This window comes from Pseudomonas sp. ABFPK, from assembly GCF_001586765.1.
Taxonomy (GTDB): Bacteria; Pseudomonadota; Gammaproteobacteria; order Pseudomonadales; family Pseudomonadaceae; genus Aquipseudomonas; species Aquipseudomonas asiatica.
On the sequence record NZ_LQXW01000062.1, the window covers coordinates 1 to 3,193 of the forward strand.

General features: G+C 51.6%; 1 rRNA gene. It reads right to left on the reverse strand.

From position 1 onward, the window contains the following. Positions 1–180: 180 nt before the first annotated feature. Positions 181–3,072, reverse strand: a 23S ribosomal RNA gene (locus WM94_RS25555). Between the last annotated feature and the right edge of the window lie 121 nt (positions 3,073–3,193).

The following is a 3,193-nucleotide window of genomic DNA, read 5'->3' on the forward strand; positions in this document are numbered from 1 at the left end:
CTGAGTTCGGGATGGGATCAGGTGGTTCCAATGCTCTATGGTCGTCAAGAAATTCTGTTGCCAGAATGTCCAGATGGACAGCCCAGCGAATTCGGATATGCGATATTTGTGATGTTGCGAACTTTCGGTTGTTTCGTCTTCACCACCGCAATCTGCGCTAGCAAATTGCTTGGGTGTTATATGGTCAAGCCTCACGGGCAATTAGTATTGGTTAGCTCAACGCCTCACAGCGCTTACACACCCAACCTATCAACGTCGTAGTCTTCGACGGCCCTTCAGGGGATTCAAGATCCCAGTGAGATCTCATCTTGAGGCAAGTTTCCCGCTTAGATGCTTTCAGCGGTTATCTCTTCCGAACATAGCTACCCGGCAATGCCACTGGCGTGACAACCGGAACACCAGAGGTTCGTCCACTCCGGTCCTCTCGTACTAGGAGCAGCCCCTCTCAAATCTCAAACGTCCACGGCAGATAGGGACCGAACTGTCTCACGACGTTCTAAACCCAGCTCGCGTACCACTTTAAATGGCGAACAGCCATACCCTTGGGACCGGCTTCAGCCCCAGGATGTGATGAGCCGACATCGAGGTGCCAAACACCGCCGTCGATATGAACTCTTGGGCGGTATCAGCCTGTTATCCCCGGAGTACCTTTTATCCGTTGAGCGATGGCCCTTCCATACAGAACCACCGGATCACTAAGACCTACTTTCGTACCTGCTCGACGTGTTTGTCTCGCAGTCAAGCGCGCTTTTGCCTTTATACTCTACGACCGATTTCCGACCGGTCTGAGCGCACCTTCGTACTCCTCCGTTACTCTTTGGGAGGAGACCGCCCCAGTCAAACTACCCACCATACACTGTCCTCGATCCGGATAACGGACCTGAGTTAGAACCTCAAAGTTGCCAGGGTGGTATTTCAAGGATGGCTCCATGAGAACTGGCGTCCCCACTTCAAAGCCTCCCACCTATCCTACACAAGCAAATTCAAAGTCCAGTGCAAAGCTATAGTAAAGGTTCACGGGGTCTTTCCGTCTAGCCGCGGATACACTGCATCTTCACAGCGATTTCAATTTCACTGAGTCTCGGGTGGAGACAGCGCCGCCATCGTTACGCCATTCGTGCAGGTCGGAACTTACCCGACAAGGAATTTCGCTACCTTAGGACCGTTATAGTTACGGCCGCCGTTTACCGGGGCTTCGATCAAGAGCTTCGCTTGCGCTAACCCCATCAATTAACCTTCCGGCACCGGGCAGGCGTCACACCCTATACGTCCACTTTCGTGTTTGCAGAGTGCTGTGTTTTTAATAAACAGTCGCAGCGGCCTGGTATCTTCGACCGGCATGGGCTTACGGAGCAAGTCCTTCACCCTCGCCGGCGCACCTTCTCCCGAAGTTACGGTGCCATTTTGCCTAGTTCCTTCACCCGAGTTCTCTCAAGCGCCTTGGTATTCTCTACCTAACCACCTGTGTCGGTTTGGGGTACGGTTCCCAGTTATCTGAAGCTTAGGAGCTTTTCTTGGAAGCATGGTATCAACCACTTCGTCGCCTAGAGGCAACTCGTCATCAGCTCTCGGCCTTGAAATCCCGGATTTGCCTAAGATTTCAGCCTACCACCTTAAACCTGGACAACCAACGCCAGGCTGGCCTAACCTTCTCCGTCCCTCCATCGCAATAACTGGAAGTACAGGAATATTAACCTGTTTTCCATCGACTACGCTTTTCAGCCTCGCCTTAGGGACCGACTAACCCTGCGTCGATTAACGTTGCGCAGGAAACCTTGGTCTTTCGGCGTGCGAGTTTTTCACTCGCATTGTCGTTACTCATGTCAGCATTCGCACTTCTGATACCTCCAGCAAGCTTCTCAACTCACCTTCACAGGCTTACAGAACGCTCCTCTACCGCGTCATCAAAGATGACACCCGTAGCTTCGGTGCATGGTTTGAGCCCCGTTACATCTTCCGCGCAGGCCGACTCGACTAGTGAGCTATTACGCTTTCTTTAAAGGGTGGCTGCTTCTAAGCCAACCTCCTAGCTGTCTAAGCCTTCCCACATCGTTTCCCACTTAACCATGACTTTGGGACCTTAGCTGACGGTCTGGGTTGTTTCCCTTTTCACGACGGACGTTAGCACCCGCCGTGTGTCTCCCATGCTCGGCACTTCCAGGTATTCGGAGTTTGCATCGGTTTGGTAAGTCGGGATGACCCCCTAGCCGAAACAGTGCTCTACCCCCTGGAGTGATACATGAGGCGCTACCTAAATAGCTTTCGAGGAGAACCAGCTATCTCCGAGCTTGATTAGCCTTTCACTCCGATCCACAGGTCATCCGCTAACTTTTCAACGGTAGTCGGTTCGGTCCTCCAGTCAGTGTTACCTAACCTTCAACCTGCCCATGGATAGATCGCCCGGTTTCGGGTCTATACCCAGCGACTAAACGCCCTATTAAGACTCGCTTTCGCTACGCCTCCCCTATTCGGTTAAGCTCGCCACTGAATATAAGTCGCTGACCCATTATACAAAAGGTACGCAGTCACCTAACAAAGTAGGCTCCCACTGCTTGTACGCATACGGTTTCAGGTTCTATTTCACTCCCCTCTCCGGGGTTCTTTTCGCCTTTCCCTCACGGTACTGGTTCACTATCGGTCAGTCAGTAGTATTTAGCCTTGGAGGATGGTCCCCCCATATTCAGACAAAGTTTCTCGTGCTCCGTCCTACTCGATTTCATTGACAAGAGATTTTCGTGTACGGGGCTATCACCCACTATGGCCGCACTTTCCAGAGCGTTCCACTAATCTCAAATCAACTTAAGGGCTGGTCCCCGTTCGCTCGCCACTACTAAGGGAATCTCGGTTGATTTCTTTTCCTCAGGGTACTTAGATGTTTCAGTTCCCCTGGTTCGCCTCTTGCACCTATGTATTCAGTACAAGATACTCAGCTTGTGCTGAGTGGGTTCCCCCATTCAGAGATCTCTGGATCACAGTCTGTTTGCCGACTCCCCAAAGCTTATCGCAGGCTACCACGTCTTTCATCGCCTCTGACTGCCAAGGCATCCACCGTATGCGCTTCTTCACTTGACCATATAACCCCAAGCAATCTGGTTATACTGTGAAGACGACATTCGCCGAAAATTCGCATGTTGCTCTTTCGAGCAGAACTCACAAATTTTACCTTAGCCTGATTAACCAGCAGTGAAACTGG